The sequence below is a fragment of the Dellaglioa sp. CoH-57-MRSF-22 genome (genome assembly GCF_056781895.1).
On record NZ_JBXAXT010000002.1, the window covers coordinates 286230 to 305692 of the forward strand.

The window sequence follows — 19463 nt, forward strand, 5'->3', positions numbered from 1 at the left end:
AACTCACTCCTATTTATCGCAGACAAAAAATAGTCTTGTTGTTTTATCATCAACTTGACTTGTGCCAAAATCAGCCGAAATTTTAATATTCTTAAATCCAGCATTTTTTAACAATTCAGTATACGTATTAACTGAATATGTTCGTTCATGATGGTCCTCAGTTAGACGTTCAAATTGACAGTTAGTATCATTTTTGACAAAAAAAGTTAATTCATGAACGACACTGTGTGGCTCTTCATCTTTAAATGTTGACCACAAAAAAGCTTGATCATCATCCTGATAGTTGTACATATAACCTGGATAAATCTCATCCGTTTGATAGGTTGAGATAACATCAAAAATGAATCGACCATTTTCTTGTAGTAATCCATGAATTGATTTAAAAACGTTTCCTACAGCATCAGCGTCAGGTAAATAACAAAATGAGTCAGCAAAACAAGTTACCGCATCAAATTGTGGTAACTCTGCCTCTTCCAAATTCATCATATCACCTTGTACTAAAGGCAAGGATACATTCGCATCCTGTGCGTGTTGGTCAGCAATTGATAACATTTCTTCAGATAAATCTAAACCAACGACTGAATAACCAGATTGCGTTAAAGCAATTGCTAATTGACCTGCACCACAAGCTAATTCAAGAATTTCAGTTTTCTTATCAGGAACTTGTGTTTCGACAAATGTTTGCCAAGAATCATATAAATCAGGATCCATTAATTGATCATACAATTTTGAAAAGGTGGTATAAATCATTATTCTTCAATCCATGCTGATAAATCTACAGATGCGCCTTCAGACCAGAATTTTTCAAGATCATAAAATTCACGTGATTCAGTTTTAAATACATGCACAATTAAATCTCCAAAATCTAATAAAACCCAACTAGTTGAATTACGTCCTTCAATACGACGGACTTCAACACCTGCTAGTTCTTCTTGATCTTGAATTTCTTTGACGATAGCCTTAACTTGGTGAGCTGAGTCAGCTTGTGTCACCATGAAATAATCAGCTAATAGACTAATTTCATGGACATCAATAGCCACCGTCTTTTCGCCACGTTTACTGTCAGCAGCCTTAACTGCGATTTCTAATTTTTCTATACTATTCATTATTACTCCTCTATTCTGCGACCCATTTATTAAAGGTCAAAATTGTTTTAGGATACACTCTTTTATTGGTATTAATTAAATAACTTAGTGTATGTTTTGTTTCAAATCCAACAGCTGCATCCAAACTTTCAAATGCTTTTTTTCGTGCTTCAAGAACGCCAGAGAACGTCCTACCTTCTTCGATGAAATCAGCGACGTAGACAATTTTATCCAACAAATCCATCTCAACATCGCCTGTCGTATGCTTCACAATTGATGTTAAAATTTTATCATCTGTAATACCTAATTCATCATGTATCAACTCTGCGCCAACAATTCCATGCCAGATAGCATTCCCCCAATTTAATAAATCAGGATCCATATGTTTTTGCTTAATTGTTCTGATAAAGGTGTCATCTGTCCGCTCCTTGGCATAATCATGAATAAGTCCAGCAATACTTGCTCTTTCAATATCACCATTATTATTTTGAGCAAGTTCAATTGCAGATTTTTCAACATTTAACACATGCTGAAATCTTTTTTCACTCAAAGTTTCCTTCAAAATCTGTACTAATTCTTCTCTAGTTCCACTAAAAAGATTATTAGAATAAACTAAATTATTCACGATACAACCCTTCTTTCTCAATATAATTTGAGACTGCCTTAGGTACTAAATAATTAATTGAACAGCCTTTTTTTATCTTATCTCGAATTTGTGTTGAACTAATATCAATTGTTGGTACATCAACCCAAAGTATAGGATACTGACTTGTTTGTTCAAATCCCGTTCGTTTAACTCCAACAAAATGTACTAATTTTACTAATTCATCAATACGAGACCATTTCGGTAAATAATCTACCATATCGCCGCCAATAATAAAATAGTAATCATTTTCCGGATGAGCTGCTTTTAAAGCAACCACAGTGTCATAGGTGTAGCTAATACCACCGCGATTAATTTCAGTATCTTCCAGCTTAAACTTATCGTTATCCGCGATACTTTGATTAACCATATCAAGGCGATACTTTGCATCAATTGCTTCCTTTTTATCCACATGTGGTGGTGTTGCATCCGGCATAAATCGAACTTCACTTAATCCTAATTGCTGACAAACTTGATCAGCAATTATTAAATGACCTAAGTGAGGCGGATTAAACGTACCCCCGAGAATTCCAACACGCTTTTTCGTATTATCAAGAATGGGTTTAGTCTTAAATTTCGTAACTAAATTAATTTCTTTTAATTTTTGGACTTGAATAGTCAAGCTAAAAACCTCCTCAAAATTTTAAATTAAGCGAGTAAATTAACTTTGTCAGAGATATCTCGATTTTCGACATCTGTTGCTGCTTGATAAAGCACTAATGTATGACCAATCACTTGAACAACTTGAATTGAACTATTAGATTCAATAAAAATACGAACTTCATTTGTATCAATTGTTGCATTTTGTAGCATGTTAATTTTGATTAATTCGCGTTTTTCAATTGCTTCGCGAATTTGGTTTAACCAGTTAGTAGACACGCCTTCTTTTCCAACTTGGAAAAGTGGACGTAAATGATGTGCCTGACTGCGTAGATATCTTTTTTGTTTGCCTCTTAATGTCATATGTTAGTTAACTCCTCTTATATCATTGCTTTACGTAAAAGAACCGAAACACCTTTTGGTGCCCAGCCAGCGACTTTAGCACCCTCATTAATGGTTACCCATCCAAGTCCGGCAAAAACTAAATCACTTTTTTGTGTTGCTTTAAATTCAAAACGAACTAATTCTGGGAAGTCGTTCATTTCATCATCTGTTGGTGGATTTAATAAACCACCAGCATGTTTCTCATAAAATTCACTTGCAGTCTCAGTTTTTGTTCTATGAATCATTAAATCATTATCAAGATAAACGACAACACCAGGAGTTCCCCCTGAAATGTAATCAAATCTTGCAACAGCCCCAAAGAATAATGTTTGGTTTTCATTTAACTGATAGACGCGTTGTTTAATTTCTTTTTGAGGAGAAACTAATCTTAGCGCCTTACCTGATAGATAATGAGCCATCTGGTCTTGATGAATAATACCTGGTGTATCAATTAAAGCTCGATCATCGTCCAATGGAATTTCAATCTTATCAAGCGTAGTTCCTGGGAATCTTGAAGTTGTAATCAGGTCTTGGACACCTGTTCTTTGTTTAATGATTTGATTAATCAATGTTGATTTACCAACATTAGTTACTCCAACAACGTACACATCACGGCCTTCACGATACTTTTCAATTAATTCTAATAATTCATCAATCGCAAAGTTTTTTGTTGCACTTGTCAATGCAACATCAATTGGTCGTAATCCTTGTAAATTAGCTTGTTGTCTCATCCAATCCTTTAACTTCGAACGTCTCAATGACTTAGGCAATAAATCAGCTTTATTTCCAACCATTAAAACAGGATTATCACCCACAAATCGATGTAATCCAGGAATTAGACTACCATTAAAATCAAAAATATCAATAACGTTGACGATTAATGCATCAGCACTACCAATTTGATTCAATAATTTTAGGAAATCATCATCAGTTAACTTAACGTCAGCAATTTCATTGTAATGTCGTAGTCTAAAACATCTTTGGCAATATAGTTCATTTGTTTCAAGTCCTTTTTTTACTGCGGATTTAGGTGTATAGCCTAATTCATCTACTTCTTCACTTTGAATTTTTGAGCCACAGCCAATACAAAAAAGATCTTCGTCAATTTCTGGTACTTCAATTATGTCAGTCATCCAATGAATTCCCCCATTTAGTTTTAAAATCGTGTTTTTTAATTAAGTGATTTTTAATTCTTTTTTCAATGAAACGATTAGGTTTTGTATTCCAAGCGTCTGATTCAACAAGTGGTTTAACCAATATACTTTTAATGCCCGCATTATTCGCAGCAGCAATATCAGTCATCAATTGATCACCTATTAAAACTAAATCTTGATTATTCATCTTAAATTCATTTTTAACTTGGTTAATTCCTTTTGTAAATGGTTTTAGAGCTCTGGAAACAAATGGTAATCCAATATGTTCCAGTGCCTTTTCAATACGTTCGTGACTATTGTTAGATACAACAATCACTGGAATTGAAGCCGCAGCTATAAGCTCTAACCAATTCTTCAATTCTGGGGTTCCGTTTGGGTTATCCCATGCAATTAATGTATTGTCTAAATCAGTCATAACAACTTTAATTCCATGATTTTGTAAATCCTCTGGTGTTAAATCATAAATTGATTCAACCATCCAAGTTGGTTTATATCTCTCAAGCATGTTAGCTACCTCAATTTTAGAATAATAATCTAAGTATAATGTACTTTCAACAAAATTGCATGTTTTCCATGAAAACAAATGAAATTAATTTTATTTTCTCATTTTAAAATAATAGAAACGAGTTATTTCAATTTTATATTGCTCTTTTTAAGATTATATTTTGTCTTATTAGTTACATAGACCATAATCATTGATATCACATAAAATTTTTTTGATTTCACTAAAAATAACATACTTAACTTATTTACAGAAATTTTATTAAAAAAAGAGGATACTTGACAATTGGTCAAGTATCCTCTTAAAAGTTATTATTTACTTAATGCTTTTTTAGCTTCTTCTGCAACAGCAGCAAATGCTGCTGAATCTTTAACAGCTAATTCAGCTAACATTTTACGGTTAACTTCAATTTCAGCTAATTTCAAGCCATGCATCATCTTGCTGTAACTTAAACCATTCATACGTGCTGCAGCGTTAATACGTGCAATCCATAGACGACGGAAGTTACGTTTTGTTTGATGGCGATCACGGAATGAATATTGGTACGATTTCATTACTTGTTGTTTAGCTACCTTAAATTGGATATGTTTTGATCCACGGTAACCTTTTGCTAATTTAAGCATTCTTTTGCGACGTTGACGTGTAACGGTTCCACCTTTAACTCGTGGCATGAAAATTCCTCCTTATTGAGCCATTTAAAAATGGCATCAATTGTCTAATTTATATTTATTATTTCATTTGTGAAAGCATTTGTTTGATACGCTTGTTATCTGATGCTGACACTGTAGTTGATTTGCTTAATTGACGACGTTGTTTCTTAGTTTTACCATGCATACGATGACTTGTATATGCTTTAGAGCGTTTTAAGCCACCATTTCCTGTACGTTTAAAACGTTTTGCTGATGCACGATGAGTCTTTTGTTTTGGCATAATCTAATATCCTCCTAATATAGCTTTACTTTTCAGCCTTAGGTGCAAGCATCATGAACATACTACGTCCATCCATCTTCGCTCTTGATTCAACTGATGCAACTTCTTTAGCTGCGTCAGCGAAGCGATTCAAGACATCACGTCCGATTTCTTTATGCGTAATTGCACGGCCTTTAAATCTAATTGATACTTTAACCTTATCACCTTTTGCAAGGAATTTTGAGGCATTTTTCAATTTTGTATTGAAATCGTTAATATCAATCGTTGGACTAAGTCTAACTTCTTTAACATTAACAATCTTTTGGTTTTTACGGGCTTCTCTTTGTTTCTTTTGTAATTCGAAACGGTACTTCCCGTAATCCATAATCTTAGCAACAGGTGGTTTTGAGTTAGCGGCAACAACAACAACATCTAAATTAGCAATTTCTGCCATATCTAGTGCTTCTTGTTTCGTTTTAACACCAAGTTGTTCGCCATCATCACCGATCAAACGAAGTTCCGATGCGCGGATACCTTCATTGACCATTTTGTCTACTTTATCAACTGCTATGGCAATGCACCTCCAAATTTTTTTGAGAAAAAACACAGAAAAACGGGCAACAATAATAAATTATCGCAGCCCGCTTGAAATCCATTTTAATTGGAATTTAATTTCAATAATATTCTGCCCAGAGACTCTTTGTCTCTTCAGGCGAGAAGCGGGAGCCTCTGCTTTTTCTTAACTTTTATATCATACCAACTTGAAGACTCATTGTCAAGCAAATTAAAATGAGTCTTTTTTATGCTTTACGACTATAGTTGGCAATTTCTTTTGTAATGTTGTTAATAAAATCTTCTTTTGTAAAGATATTTGAATCATCTTCACCATGTCGACGAACAGAAACTGTATTTTCAGCTACTTCATTATCACCGACAACTAAAATATAAGGTACTTTAGTAACTTGCGCTTGACGCATCTTATAACCCATCTTTTCGTTACGTTCATCAACCGTTACTCGTACACCACGAGCAACTAAGTTAGCACGTAAATCATGCGCATAATCGGCATGAAGATCGTTTTTAACAGGAATAATTGTTACCTGTTTAGGAGCCAACCAAGTTGGGAATGCTCCTTTGTACATTTCTGTTAAGTAAGCTGTAAAACGTTCCATCGTTGAAACAAGTCCACGATGAATCATAACAGGACGGTGTTCTTCACCATCATCACCGATGTATGATAATTCAAATTTTTCAGGCATCATGAAATCTAATTGAATTGTTGATAACGTTTCATCATTTCCTAACGCTGTTTTTGTTTGAACATCTAATTTAGGACCGTAAAATGCTGCTTCTCCTTCAGCTTCGTAGTAATCTAAGCCTAAATCATCCATAGCACCTTTTAACATACTTTGTGATTTTGTCCACATTTCATTATCATCAAAGTATTTCTCTGTGTTAGCTGGATCACGATAGCTCAAACGGAATGAATAGTCAGCAATCCCAAAGTCATCATAAACTTCCATCATTAAACGAAGGACGCTTTTAAATTCTTCTTGAATTTGATCAGGAGCAACGAAAGTATGACCATCATTTAATGTCATTTCACGTACACGTTGTAAACCAGAAAGTGCACCTGATTTTTCATAACGATGCATCATTCCTAATTCAGCAATTCTGATAGGAAGATCACGATATGAACGAATATGATGCTTGTAAACTTGAATATGTGAAGGACAGTTCATTGGACGTAACTCTAACTCTTCGCCATCACCCATGTCCATTGGTGGGAACATGTCTTCGCGATAATGGTCCCAATGACCAGAAGTTTTATATAAATCCAAGTTGGCTAAGATTGGTGTGTAAACATGATCATAACCATTTGAAACTTCCTTATCAACAATGTAGCGTTCAATCGTACGACGAATTGTAGCACCATTAGGTAACCAGTATGGTAATCCTGCACCAACTTTTGGATCTACAAAGAATAAATCTAAGTCATTACCAATTACTCGATGATCGCGTTCACGTGCTTCTTGACGACGAACTAATTCAGCATCTAAATCTTTTTGTTTAAAGAACGCTGTACCATAAACACGTTGTAACATCGGATTACTTGATTTACCTTGCCAATATGCACCAGCAACTGATAATAATTGGAAAATTTTAACATCAGCAGTTGAGCGTAATTGTGCGCCATCGCTTAAGTTAACGAATTCACCTTGTTTGTAAATTTCAACTTGTCCATTTTCATCAGTAGCTTCAACTACTAATTCAGCACGATATGGGTCACCAGCAAATAATTCAAGAGCTTCAGCTTTTGAAACTAATTGACGTTCAATTTTCAAATTTTCTTTAACAATTGATTTCATCTTATCTTGAATTTTCTTCAAATCATCAACGCTAACTTGTGTTTCACCATTATCTGTATCAAAATAGAAACCATTTTCAATATCAGAACTCATACCAAATTTCATACCTGGGTATAATTGTTGTAACGCATTAGCTAAAACTTGAGCAGCTGTATGCCATAAAACGATTAATCCGTCTGCAGATTCTTTAGTAACAATTTCGATAGCGCCGTCTGCCTCTAATGGACGAAGATAATCAACCAAAACACCATTGAATTTACCGGCAATTGATTTTTTAGCTAAACTAGGACTAATTGACTTTGCAACGTCTTCAGTCGTAATACCTGAATCAAACTCTTTAACTGCGCCATCTGGAAATGTAATATTTATTTTTGACATGTTAACTTCCTCCATTGTTTTAATATTTTTTGATACAAAAAAAGTCCCTAATACACAAATAAAATCGTGTATTAGGGACGTCGATTAACGTGGTTCCACCCAAATTCAAAGTTTTGCCGAAACAAAACTTTCTCCATAGATTTTAACGGATCCAATCCGACCTGATAAAAATCAGGCAACATTATGGAAGTGGTCATCACTTATTCTCTGCCAGAAAAGCTTTCAGCTATGCTTTCCCTCCCTGCGGACATAAAAAAAGAATGTAATCTTCCGTATCAATTTAATAACTATTTAACCATTTTTAGTGAAATTTAGCAACTATTATTCTTATTTAGGTCGACGATTTTTTCCAACAATCTTAACTTCTTTTGCTAAAAAGTGAATTCGTTCCATAATTCTTTTTGCCTTAAGAGGCTCGTCTTCACCCTTTTGACTAATACGTAAATGCTCATCTTCTAGTTGTTTCATCGAAAAATTAGAACTAAAGAAAGTTGGTAATTCTTCTTGCATGCGATATTGTAAAATAACACCTAAAATATCATCACGAACCCAACTAGACATTGCATCGGCACCAATATCATCAATCATTAAAATTTCAGATTTTTTAACAGCATTTAGCATGTCATAAACACGATTATCACTAATAGCATTTTTAATTTCAACTGCAAAACTAGGGAAATGCATTAAAGTCGTTTGGTATCCTCGACTTGCTAATTCATTGGCCATAGCACCTAAAAGATATGTTTTACCAACGCCAAAGCTACCATAAAAATACATTGCTTGGTGATAAGATTTAGGACTATCAACAAATGTTGTTATAAATTTTAAACTCTGGCTAAGTGCATCCCCACGTTCATCCATATCAAAGCCATTCATAGTCGCGTTTTTGATATCTTTAGACATACTCATTGATTTAACTCGCTTAGCTAATGCTCTACTTTTTTGAGCCTCGATAAAAGAATCTGTTGGTACATAGGAAACATCAATCATATGATTATTCAAAACCAATTGTGGCTTATAACCTGGTGCTATCATTCCTTTACCAAGAATAATTTTATTTTTTTCAGATAAGAATTCATACAATTTTGCATCAGCGCGTCGAATACTATCCTCTGTTAATTCAGCTTTATTTCTATCTAAAAAAGCGATGACATCTGAATCTTCATAAACTTTTCTCATTAAATCACGATAATTAACATTAGGATATCTTTCACTCAGGTTGTCCTTTTCAAGAAATTTTTTGATTTCTGTCCCTAAATCTTCCATCATTTTCCTCCTTTGGGTGCTGTTTTATTAAATTCAGCAAGTTGTCTTTTTAGTTCATCCTTATCAACTTTTACATCCACTTTTGGTGCTTGATAGTCATCTTTAGCCCAATCAGGCAATGTCTCTTTTTTAATTATTTTTCTTTGTCGTTGGTTTGACGCCTTAGTTTCAGTCTTTTTATTGTTAAATTGTCGAACCTGATTAATGGCTTCTTCAGGTGTCTTCACTTTTTGCTGTGACCAATCATTAGCCATAGTATCGACAAACGATTTATTAAGTGTTGATAAATCACGGTCAATCAAAATGTAATGAATCAGAATATTAATGACTGAATTAGAAAATATCTGTCGTTGAATAAGTTGCTGTAACAGATATGCTTCACTGTCAGTGACATATCCACCCTTGCTTTCTTTTAACGATTTCAAAAAATCAAAAGGTTTATAGGCTTCACTCGCAAGAATTAACTGCGAATCCTCTTCAGAAAAACCAACTTTTTTTAGCGTTTCAACAGATTTCATATTAACCTTTTTATTATCACTACTTGTTAAATCTTCTTGTTTTTTCAGTTTAATTTGTTGATTATATTTGTGAGCAATATGTTGCTTGAATGAATTATAATCAACTTCATTTGTTGATAAGTCAGCTGAATCTCCAATAAATTGGGCCATTTCGATTTCATCAATACCATACAAGAGATGCTCTGAAATAATTAAATCCCGCTGTTCATTGATATTATCCAAAGAAACGAAACTCTTTTCCAGTAGTTCAATAAAAAATTTAAAATCAAATGACTCAATACTACCTGACTCAACTAACTTTTTCGGTATCTTCTTGTCCGTTGAAAAAACTTTTTTACTTTCAGAAATAATATCAGGTTTATTAGACAAATGATCTTGATTAACTTGGAAAACATCTAAGAAACTTTTAGATGTTTCTTTGAAGCCATCTAATTTTAAAATTGGTAACGCAAATCGAGTGGTAATTTCTTTGTACCTACCATCACCAATCGATTCCCAGAGTAAAGTGCTTAGTAAATCATCTGTAAAAAAATCAGTTGCTTGCAAAGGTCGACGCAATTGATAGACAACAACTTTTCCTATTGCATCCTCTTTTTCAAAGCTCTTCAAAAGCCCTAAAGCTTCAAGGGCACTTCTTGCTTCATAAAACATTGCTATGTCAATATTTAGTAATGCAAGTAATTCACTATGCATCTTTCGATTAGATAATTGTGGATTTTGACCTGCCTCACCTTTCAATAGAGCAAATAGACCACTCGCAATCACACCCATAACAGGTTGATACAAGTAGTCTAGTCGTTCAATATCATCATTTGTAACTTTTTCATCCATTAAAACGACATAACCGTCTTTCGGACTCATATTTCCGCATATATCAATCATTGATTATCATTCCTTCAAATCCGGTTTATCTGTAGGTGTTTTATCACGAGCCATCATTTCATTTAATTCTTTTAAGAAAACACTCATATCTTTAAATTGGCGATAAACACTAGCAAATCTAATGTACGCAATTTCATCTACATCAGCCAATAATCCCATAACATATTCACCAATTAGTTGGCTAGAAATTTCATTTTCACCTAATGCTCTAACATTATTTTCCACTTGATCCACAAGATGAGTGATAGCTTTCATTGAAACTGGTCTTTTCTCAGCAGAACTGATAATACCTTTAAGAATCTTTTCACGATTAAATTCTTCACGTGTTCCATTTTTTTTAATAACAAGTAGTGGTGTAGCTTCAACTCGTTCAAATGTTGTGAATCTAAATTCACAATTTTCACATTCACGACGTCGTCTGATAACGCGACCTTCATCTGTTGGTCGACTGTCAACGACTCGAGAGCCATTATGTTGGCAATGTGGACATTTCATTGTGACACCTCATTATTTTTTATTTACATTATTTAACCATTAATTTGATTACTAAGCCAGTTTAGCACTTGAACCCTTGTAACGGCAACCGTTGTTGAATTATCTATTACAAAATCTGCTAAATCTTTTTTCTTTTGAATGGGCCATTGTGCTTTAACCCTTAACATCGCCTCATCTAAAGACAATTCATCCCGCTTCATTAAACGTTCTAATTGTGCTGTTTCAGGTACATAGATAACCATTACTGCATCACAAAGTAATTGGTAGTTTTGCTCAAATAATAAAGGCATATCCAAAATAATTAACTGGCTACCTAATTTTTTTTGGACTTCTATTTGTGACAAGATTTCTTTTCTAATAGCAGGAACCATAATGCCGTTCAATTTTTTTAACTCTGTTGCATCATTAAAAACTAGCTGACCTAACTCTTTTCGATTCAAATTCCCGGTTAATGATAAATATTTTTCACCAAATGTTTGAATGATTATTTTTAATGTTACAGATTCTGGTTCAACAGCTTGTCTCGCAATAACGTCTGCATCAATAACTGTGATATTTTCTTCTCTAAAAATACGACTAACTGTTGATTTACCTGTTGCTATGCCACCAGTTAGTCCAAGAATATAAGTCATTTTTAAACTTCCTTTAACGGTTGGCAATGTGGACAGTAGTGTGTCCCTCGTTGTGCCACTTTTATTTTAACAATAGGCGCTCCGCATCTAGGACATGGTTTTCCTGTTTGACCATAGACATTCAAATCAAATTGGAACAAACCCGTCTCACCAAACGCACCCGTATAGGATCTAATTGTTGTTCCACCAGCTTGTACCGCAGTGGCTAGCTCAAGAATAATATTTTTACGTAATATAGCTAATTTCCTATCAGAAATTAAATTTGCTGGCTGTTCCGGATTAATTTTACTCATCCATAAAACTTCATCAACATAAATATTTCCAAGACCAGCAACCGCTTCTTGATTTAATAACACAGGCTTGATTGCCATATGCTTACGAGATAAATATTTTTTGAAATAACTGAGCTTAAAATCATCTTCTGTCGGTTCTGGTCCTAGCTTCTTAAGTCCCGAAAGTTCACGTTCTCGACCTGTGGGGATTAGTTGCATGCGTCCAAACTTACGAACATCATTGTATCTTAAATCTTGCCCATCAGTTAAATGAAATATGACGTGGGAATGTTTTTCAATTGGTTCATCTGATCCACGGACAAAATATTTGCCTTCCATTCTTAAATGAGAAACCATTGTCATTTTACTATCAAAACGAAAAAGTAAGTATTTACCCAGTCTATCGATTGATTCAATCTTTCTACCTTCTAATTCACGCTTAAAATCTAGTACATCCCCAGATACAATTTTAGGCCATAAAACATCAATTGATTTAATTGTCTTACCTATAACTAATTGACTAAGACCTCTTCGAACCGTTTCAACTTCTGGTAATTCTGGCATATAATTACCCCCAACCACTTTTTATTTAGTATCAAACCAACTATCACCAAACGCACTCTCAACTTTTAAAGGAACCTCTAAAGAAACAGCAGCGTCCATAACTTCAGGAACTTTCTTTTGCAAGATAGCAATTTCTTCTTCAGGTGCTTCAAAAATTAATTCATCATGTACTTGTAATAACATTTTGGCTTGTAAATGTTCTTCTTCTAACATTTTGTTCATATTAATCATCGCTACTTTAATAATATCCGCAGCACTACCTTGAATTGGGGTATTCATTGCAGTTCTTTCAGCAAAAGAACGTAAATTAAAGTTTCGACTGTTAATATCTGGTAAATAACGACGACGATGGAATAATGTTTCAACATAGCCCTTATCTTTAGCTTCACGCACAACGCTTTCCATGTAGTTCTTAACGCCTGTAAATTCATTTAAATAAGTATCAATAAATGTTTGTGCTTGTTTTCTAGTAATCCCAATATTTTGTGACAATCCATAATCACTAATACCATAAACAATCCCAAAATTGACTGCCTTAGCTGTTCGACGCATATTTGACGTCACGTCATCTGGCGATTCTAAACTAAAAATTTTCATTGCTGTATTAGCATGGATATCGATTCCTTCTTTAAAAGCTTCTTGCATATTAGCATCATGCGCAATATGGGCCAAAACACGCAACTCAATTTGTGAATAGTCAGATGAGAATATTTTCCATCCCTTATGTTCAGGTATAAATGCTTGTCTAATTTTCTTACCTTCAGGAACGCGGACCGGAATATTTTGTAGATTAGGATCTACAGATGATAATCGGCCTGTCGCTGTCAGTGTTTGTAGGTATCTTGTATGAACTTTCTTATCTTCATGTCTAACTTTTAATAATCCTTCAACATACGTTGATTGAATTTTTGCAATTTGTCGATATTTTAAAATTAAATCTGCAATTGGAGCTATTGTACTAAGTTGTTCTAAAACATCAACTGCAGTTGAGTAACCTGTTTTAGTTTTTTTAACAACAGGTAATTTTAATTTTTCAAATAAAATAACGCCTAATTGTTTTGGTGAATTAATATTAAATTCTTCACCAGCTTCACTATAAATTTTAGTTTCCATATCACTTAAAATAGTTGAAAATTCCTTTTTCATAATCTTCAATCTATCGGCATCCACATTAATGCCTTGAATTTCCATCTTGGCTAATACAAGTGAAAGAGGAAGTTCCATATCCGTGTACAAATCCATTTGCTCATGATCAACTAATCCGGCCATTAATGGTTCTTTCAAAAGATTTAAGGCGTCAACTTTCGATGCCATATGACTAAAGAAAATATCATCATCTTCTGGAATTGCACGTTTAACGCCTTTACCATATACCTCTTCATCAGACTTAACGTCATAGTAATCATGTTTCTGTGCAACTTTACTAAGATCATTACTATTATCACTTGTATCTAACAAATATGAAGCCAACAAAAGATCGAATTCAGTTCCTGCAAGTTGAATGTCCAATCGGTTCAATGCTACATAATTACGTTTAAAATTAAATACATTCTTTTTAATTTTATCATTTGAAAGAATTGAAACTAAAGTTTTAGATTTTAACAAATCAACATCTCGTGTTACGAAAAATTGATTGCCATCACCTATCGCAAATCCATCAAAATCTGCTGTATGATAATTATCTTCCAACATCTCTAAATAAAAAGAAATTGGTTGTGATAATTTAGATAATTCATCTAAATTATCACTAGTTAATACTTTATAATCTGTCTTTTTAGGTTCTGGAAATAAATTCATTTCTACACTATCTGATGCTGAATTTAAATTTAATTGACTTAAAAATTTTTTAAAATCCATTTTTTCATAGAAAGCAACTAACTTATCTAAGTCTTTTCCATCCCATTTTGTATCAGGAAAATCGATTGTGATAGGTGCATCTTGTCGAATTCTGGCTAAATCTTTGCTCATAAATGCTTGATCTTTATCTTCAATTAAATGCTCTTTCATTTTACTTTTCTTTAATTGATCAATATTTTCGTAAAGATTCTCCATTGAGTCATATTCTGTTAATAATTTAATTGCAGTCTTCTCACCAACTTTAGTAACACCGGGATAATTATCTGACGTATCGCCAACTAATCCCTTCATATCAATAATTTGCAATGGTGTTAATCCAAATTTTTCCATTACATGCTCTGGTGTAAATTTTTCGATTTCACTAACGCCTTTTTTTGTGACAGAAACTGTTACTTTATCGGTTGTTAATTGTGTTAAATCTCGATCTCCAGTCACAATAGTCACATTATATCCAGCTTCTTCACCTTTTTTTGCCATTGTGCCTATAATGTCATCTGCTTCAAAATCAATTAATTCGTAAGTTTTAATGCCGTATCCTGCTAGTAATTCTCTAAAATATGGCATTTGTTCTTTTAGTTCTGGCGGTGTTTTTGATCTACCGGCCTTGTAATTATCATATTTTTTAGTTCTAAATGTTGTCTTTCCTGCATCAAATGCAACTAATACATGTGTCGGTTTTTCGGTATCTAATATGACATTCAACATATTATTAAACCCATATAATGCATTTGTATGTAACCCAGCTTGGTTTGTAAATCTATCTACAGATTGGTACAATGCAAAAAATGCACGATAGGCAATACTGTTTCCATCAATCAATAGTAGTTTCTCATTAGTATTAGTCATTTAATATCCGTCTCCTTTGAAAATCTCTATCTCTATTTTACCAAACATCAGCCGTGATTAATAATGAATACGCTAATAACTCAATAAAGTAATAAAAACCCCCAAGTTATAAATCCTTAACTTGGAGGTTTAACCTTCTTATTTATGAATTACTAATCTCTACCACCGTAACCAAAGATTTGTAAGAATGAAATGAATAAATTAATAAAATCAAGATATAACATTAGTGCACCTGTCATAGCTAAGTTAGAAACTGAAACATTGCTATCTCGTTGTAAAAATACTTGTCTTAATTTTTGTGTGTCCCACGCTGTTAAAATGGTGAAAATAATCACAGCGATATATGAGAATACGTAATTAATAAGTTCACTTTGTAAGAATAAATTTACAAATGAAGCAACAATTAGTCCAACCAAAGCTGCTAATGCCTGTGTGCCTAATTTAGTTAAATCTCGTTTAGTAACATTTCCTAAAATGGTCATCGTAACGAATACAGCCGAACTTGCGGCAAATGCAGCAATGATATTCCCGACTGAATACATTGATATAATCAACGACAACGTTACGCCCTCAAGTACAGAATACCCCATCAATAAAGCAAATGTTACAAATGGTGCCCTTGATGCCTTTACGTTAATATTTAAGACAACCACCAATTGGACAATAAATAATGCCCAAATTGACCATGAATGTTCTGCCATAAAGCCATAAACTAATTTTTGAAATACTGTCAATGTTAAAAATGCTGTGACAGCTGAAACGCCAACTGCAAGCGCCATATACCCATATAATTTTGCTAAAAAATGATTTAATCCATCTTTTTCATTAATAATAACGCTATTTTGATTATCCATCTTATTTTCCTCCTTGTTAATTAAGAAATCATGTTTAAAATATTGTGATTAATACACTAAAACCTATTACAACTAATTTAATAAAATGAAATAAGTTAGAGCAATACTACTTATTTTAATCAGAATACAACATGACTTTTAACCTCATACAGCATTAACCTTTTTAAAGGATAACCCCTTGTATGTATAAGGACAAGTGTACCAAATCATGTAAAATTATCAAGAATTTTCACTTTTCGTAAAAAAAAATTAAGTAATAAAAAAGAAATGATTCGAAAATCATTTCTTTTTCAGCAACTAATTATTTTTAAAACTTAAATTACTCAATAATTCTTCATATGCATATTCATATTTTTGGACATCTCCAGCGCCCATAAAAATAACAACTGCATTATTGTAATCAAGTAATGGCGAAAGATTATCAAGTTTGATAATCTCGCCACCCTTAACAATCTTTGCACCAAGATCTTCACTAGAAACATTACCTGATGTTTCACGAGCAGAACTGAAAATATCCGTTAAATAAACCTTATCGGCAAGATTCAAACTAATTGCAAAATCATCCATCAACGCAATAGTTCTACTAAACGTATGTGGTTGGAAGACCGCAATTAATTCTTTATCAGGATATTTTTGACGAGCAGCATCAATTGTTGCTTTAATTTCTGATGGATGATGTGCGTAATCATCAATAATTGTCATATCACCAATATACTTTTCGCTAAACCGGCGTTTAACCCCTTTAAAACTTAATAATTCACTTGCAATTTCTTCTAAATCAACTTTTTCAAAATACGAAACAGCAATAACGGCCAAACTATTTAAGATATTATGTTCACCAAAAATTGGAATTTGGTAATGACCTAATGATGTATCGTGATAATAAACATCGAATTCAGAACCTTTAGTTGTTCGTTTTATATCACGAGCTTGGAAATCATCAGAATCCTTTGTACCATAATAATAAATTGGAACATCAGCTTTTATTTTACGGAGTAAAGGATCATCTCCCCAAGCAAATATTCCTTTTTTGGTTTGTTTTGCAACTGTTTCAAATGAATCAAAAACGTCATCAATACCAGTAAAATAATCTGGATGATCAAAATCAATATTAGTCATAATTGAATAATCTGGGTGATAGGCAACAAAATGTCGACGGTATTCATCTGCTTCATAAACAAAGAATCTTGCATCAGGTTTTCCTTTACCAGTACCATCCCCAATTAAGTAACTCGTTGGTGCAATACCACTTAAGACATGTGCAAGCAATCCTGTTGTACTTGTTTTACCATGAGAGCCGGCAACACCAATACTTGTGTAACCTTCCATTAATCGACTTAACATTTCAGGATAACTGACAATATCTAATCCCATTTCACGTGCCTTTTTAAGTTCAGGATGATCCGCTGTAAATGCATTTCCCGCAATTACAGTCAAACCTTCATGGATATTTTTTTCATCAAATGAATAAACCTTAATATTAGCTAATTCTAATCCACGTTGTGTGAATGTATATTGGTCAATATCAGAGCCTTCAACCTTAAATCCTTGATCGTGTAAAATTAATGCTAAAGAACTCATCCCTGAGCCTTTTATTCCTACAAAATAATATACTTTTTGGTTATTCATCATTATCCCCTTTTCTGACATTATTCATTCATAATTTTACCATAAAATGAGTTAATATTCAGTTTGTCGTTAAAATTCTTCTCTCATCCGTCTGAGTTCATCTTCATTTAAATACACATCTCGAGGTTTCGACCCCTTAGCATGTGAGATATGTTGCTGATTTTCAAGTTCGTCAATAATATTGGCAGCTCTATTATACCCAATTGAAAAGACGCGCTGTAATTTAGAAGTTGAAATGGTTTGTTCGTGCGCAATAAAATCTAAAATACCTGGCAATAAATCATCTTGTTGTTCATTTTGATCTGCCATTTTTTTCAGTCCATCTGGATTAAATGCATATCTTGGCTTTCCTTGAGTTCTAACAAAATCTGTAATTAAATCTACTTCATCTTCTATATACGTTCCTTGTAACCTAACAGCCTGACTTGATCCATTACCTAGATAGAGCATATCGCCTCGTCCAAGTAATTTTTCAGCACCGGCCGTATCCAAGATAGTTCTCGAGTCAATTTGACTAGAAACCATAAATGCAATTCGAGTTGGAATATTATTTTTAATTGTACCCGTAACAACATCAACACTTGGTCGTTGTGTAGCCAGAATTAAATGAATTCCTGCTGCTCTAGCTTTTTGTGTAATTCTTGCAATATATTCTTGAACTTCATTTGAAGCAACCATCATTAAATCAGCTAATTCATCAATAATAATTAAAATATACGGCATCTTTAGGCCAAAATCGCCATTAGCTTCTGCTTTTTGATTAAAGTTACCAATATTTTTAGCTCCAGCTGCAGCTAATTTTTGATAGCGTTCTTCCATTTCATCAACAGCCCATTTCAAAGCTGCCGAAGCTGCTTTTGCATCTGATATAACAGGTGCTAATAAATGAGGAATATCATGATATGGCGCTAATTCGACAGCTTTAGGATCAATCAATAACAATTTAACTTCGTTTGGTGTTGCCTTATATAAAATAGAAACTAATAAACTATTGATAAAAACTGACTTACCAGACCCTGTAGCACCAGCAATTAATCCATGCGGCATTTTTTGTAAGTTAGTTACTTGTGCTTCACCAAATAAATCGACACCTAACGCCACCGTCAATGGTGATTTATTTTCTATAAACACTGGAGATCTCAATACTTCCGAGAGAAGGACTGGTCTTGATTTTAAATTAGGTATTTCAATTCCAACACTACTACGTCCAGGAATTGGCGCCTCTACACGGATATCTTTTGCAGCAAGCGCTAGTTTCAAGTCATCAACAAGGTTGGTAATCTTACTTACCTTAACACCAGCAGCTAATGATACTTCAAATTGGGTCACCGTTGGCCCAACTGTCCAGCCATCAACTTCTGCATTAACATGGAATGCTTCCAATGTATTATTTAATACATCAATTTGAGAAAGTACCCAATCATCTAATTCACCAGCATTTTCTAAAATAGGATCTGGTAATAAATCAAGTGATGGAAATTGATAACTTGCATCTGACCTTTTGACTTCTTCATCTGACTGATTATCATAATAGCTATCTTGTACTTCTTGTACTTCTTGTACTTCTTGTACTTCTTGTACTTCTTGTACTTCTTGTACTTCTTGTACTTCTTGTACTTCTTGC

General features: G+C 33.6%; 20 protein-coding genes and 1 other annotated feature. All 20 genes read right to left on the bottom strand.

The window, feature by feature from the left end; genetic code table 11:
* Nucleotides 1-9 precede the first annotated feature (9 nt).
* Complete coding sequence (locus tag AC1RPR_RS03235) at nucleotides 10-750, bottom strand: class I SAM-dependent methyltransferase (RefSeq protein ID WP_481761207.1); 741 nt, start codon at nucleotides 748-750, stop codon at nucleotides 10-12.
* Nucleotides 750-1106: a ribosome silencing factor gene (gene rsfS, locus AC1RPR_RS03240; RefSeq protein WP_481761206.1), complete on the bottom strand. Its 357-nt coding sequence runs from the start codon at nucleotides 1104-1106 to the stop codon at nucleotides 750-752. The genes AC1RPR_RS03235 and rsfS overlap by 1 nt, the downstream gene beginning before the upstream one ends.
* Before the next feature lie 10 nt (nucleotides 1107-1116).
* Nucleotides 1117-1710 (bottom strand): bis(5'-nucleosyl)-tetraphosphatase (symmetrical) YqeK, encoded by a 594-nt coding sequence (yqeK, locus tag AC1RPR_RS03245; protein ID WP_481761205.1) that lies wholly within the window; start codon nucleotides 1708-1710, stop codon nucleotides 1117-1119.
* On the bottom strand, nucleotides 1703-2350 hold the full coding sequence (locus AC1RPR_RS03250; protein ID WP_481761204.1) for a nicotinate-nucleotide adenylyltransferase: 648 nt from the start codon (nucleotides 2348-2350) through the stop codon (nucleotides 1703-1705). Before AC1RPR_RS03250 ends, yqeK begins: the two co-directional genes overlap by 8 nt.
* 26 nt (nucleotides 2351-2376) lie before the next feature.
* Nucleotides 2377-2691, bottom strand: coding sequence for a ribosome assembly RNA-binding protein YhbY (gene yhbY / locus AC1RPR_RS03255; RefSeq protein WP_409022685.1), 315 nt, complete (start codon nucleotides 2689-2691; stop codon nucleotides 2377-2379).
* Nucleotides 2692-2708: 17 nt separating this feature from the next.
* Nucleotides 2709-3845 (bottom strand): ribosome biogenesis GTPase YqeH, encoded by a 1137-nt coding sequence (yqeH, locus tag AC1RPR_RS03260; RefSeq protein WP_481761203.1) that lies wholly within the window; start codon nucleotides 3843-3845, stop codon nucleotides 2709-2711.
* On the bottom strand, nucleotides 3838-4371 hold the full coding sequence (locus tag AC1RPR_RS03265) for a YqeG family HAD IIIA-type phosphatase (protein WP_409022687.1): 534 nt from the start codon (nucleotides 4369-4371) through the stop codon (nucleotides 3838-3840). Before AC1RPR_RS03265 ends, yqeH begins: the two co-directional genes overlap by 8 nt.
* A 308-nt stretch (nucleotides 4372-4679) precedes the next feature.
* A complete protein-coding gene (rplT, locus tag AC1RPR_RS03270; protein WP_409022688.1) occupies nucleotides 4680-5039 on the bottom strand; it encodes a 50S ribosomal protein L20 in 360 nt (119 codons plus the stop codon).
* A 58-nt stretch (nucleotides 5040-5097) separates the two neighbouring features.
* A complete protein-coding gene (gene rpmI, locus AC1RPR_RS03275) occupies nucleotides 5098-5298 on the bottom strand; it encodes a 50S ribosomal protein L35 (protein ID WP_057973380.1) in 201 nt (66 codons plus the stop codon).
* A gap of 25 nt (nucleotides 5299-5323) precedes the next feature.
* Complete coding sequence (gene infC / locus AC1RPR_RS03280; protein ID WP_409022689.1) at nucleotides 5324-5824, bottom strand: translation initiation factor IF-3; 501 nt, start codon at nucleotides 5822-5824, stop codon at nucleotides 5324-5326.
* Nucleotides 5825-5880: 56 nt separating this feature from the next.
* Nucleotides 5881-6018 (bottom strand) — a sequence feature (ribosomal protein L20 leader region).
* Between the two features lie 59 nt (nucleotides 6019-6077).
* On the bottom strand, nucleotides 6078-8024 hold the full coding sequence (thrS, locus tag AC1RPR_RS03285; protein WP_481761202.1) for a threonine--tRNA ligase: 1947 nt from the start codon (nucleotides 8022-8024) through the stop codon (nucleotides 6078-6080).
* Nucleotides 8025-8351: 327 nt separating this feature from the next.
* Nucleotides 8352-9290, bottom strand: coding sequence for a primosomal protein DnaI (dnaI, locus tag AC1RPR_RS03290; RefSeq protein ID WP_409022691.1), 939 nt, complete (start codon nucleotides 9288-9290; stop codon nucleotides 8352-8354).
* Nucleotides 9290-10669: a replication initiation and membrane attachment family protein gene (locus AC1RPR_RS03295; RefSeq protein WP_481761201.1), complete on the bottom strand. Its 1380-nt coding sequence runs from the start codon at nucleotides 10667-10669 to the stop codon at nucleotides 9290-9292. The genes dnaI and AC1RPR_RS03295 overlap by 1 nt, the downstream gene beginning before the upstream one ends.
* A 27-nt stretch (nucleotides 10670-10696) precedes the next feature.
* On the bottom strand, nucleotides 10697-11185 hold the full coding sequence (gene nrdR, locus AC1RPR_RS03300) for a transcriptional regulator NrdR (protein ID WP_409022693.1): 489 nt from the start codon (nucleotides 11183-11185) through the stop codon (nucleotides 10697-10699).
* A 32-nt stretch (nucleotides 11186-11217) separates the two neighbouring features.
* Entirely contained in the window at nucleotides 11218-11817 is a 600-nt protein-coding gene (coaE, locus tag AC1RPR_RS03305; protein WP_481761200.1) for a dephospho-CoA kinase, read from the bottom strand.
* 2 nt (nucleotides 11818-11819) lie between these two features.
* Entirely contained in the window at nucleotides 11820-12653 is an 834-nt protein-coding gene (gene mutM, locus AC1RPR_RS03310) for a DNA-formamidopyrimidine glycosylase (RefSeq protein WP_481761199.1), read from the bottom strand.
* Nucleotides 12654-12674: 21 nt separating this feature from the next.
* Entirely contained in the window at nucleotides 12675-15356 is a 2682-nt protein-coding gene (polA, locus tag AC1RPR_RS03315) for a DNA polymerase I (protein WP_481761198.1), read from the bottom strand.
* A gap of 152 nt (nucleotides 15357-15508) precedes the next feature.
* Nucleotides 15509-16210 carry a Bax inhibitor-1/YccA family protein gene (locus AC1RPR_RS03320; protein WP_481761197.1) on the bottom strand — a complete coding sequence of 234 codons (702 nt, stop codon included), beginning with the start codon at nucleotides 16208-16210 and terminating at the stop codon, nucleotides 15509-15511.
* Nucleotides 16211-16507: 297 nt separating this feature from the next.
* Nucleotides 16508-17839, bottom strand: a complete 1332-nt coding sequence (gene murC, locus AC1RPR_RS03325; protein WP_481761401.1) for a UDP-N-acetylmuramate--L-alanine ligase — start codon at nucleotides 17837-17839, stop codon at nucleotides 16508-16510.
* 69 nt (nucleotides 17840-17908) lie between these two features.
* A partial coding sequence (locus AC1RPR_RS03330; RefSeq protein ID WP_481761196.1) for a DNA translocase FtsK occupies nucleotides 17909-19463 on the bottom strand: 1555 nt, incomplete at its 5' end.